This is a genomic window from Streptomyces sp. BE303, from assembly GCF_036290945.1.
Classification (GTDB): Bacteria; Actinomycetota; Actinomycetes; order Streptomycetales; family Streptomycetaceae; genus Kitasatospora.
This window is the reverse complement of record NZ_JAQYWZ010000176.1, coordinates 1-338: the sequence shown is the minus strand read 5'-3', so window position 1 is coordinate 338 and position 338 is coordinate 1. Positions and strand designations below refer to the sequence as shown.

The following is a 338-nucleotide window of genomic DNA, read 5'->3' as shown; positions in this document are numbered from 1 at the left end:
TGGGTTCGTCGAAGGCGATGACTTTGGCGTCGCCGGTGAGGGCGCGCAGGATTTCGACGAGTTGGCGTTGGGCGGGGGTGAGCTGGGAGCCGAGGAGGTCGGGGTCGAGGACTTTGTCGAAGCCGAGGCGTTTGAGGTCGGCGGTGATGCGGCGGCGTAGTTCGGTGCGGTCGAGGCGTCGGCCGGCTTTGCGGGGGAGGGAGCCGGCGTAGACGTTCTCGGCGACGGAGACGTGGGGGATGATCTCCGGTTCCTGCGGGATGATGCGGATCCCGGCGGCTCGGGCCTGGGCGGGTGAGGCCAGGTCCACCCGCTCGCCGTCGAGGACGACGTGGCCC

At 70.1% G+C, this 338-nt stretch carries 1 protein-coding gene; it reads right to left on the bottom strand.

Annotation, left to right across the window (positions count from 1 at the left end):
* A partial coding sequence (locus tag PUR56_RS01035; protein ID WP_329947448.1) for an ATP-binding cassette domain-containing protein occupies positions 1-338 on the bottom strand: 338 nt, incomplete at both ends.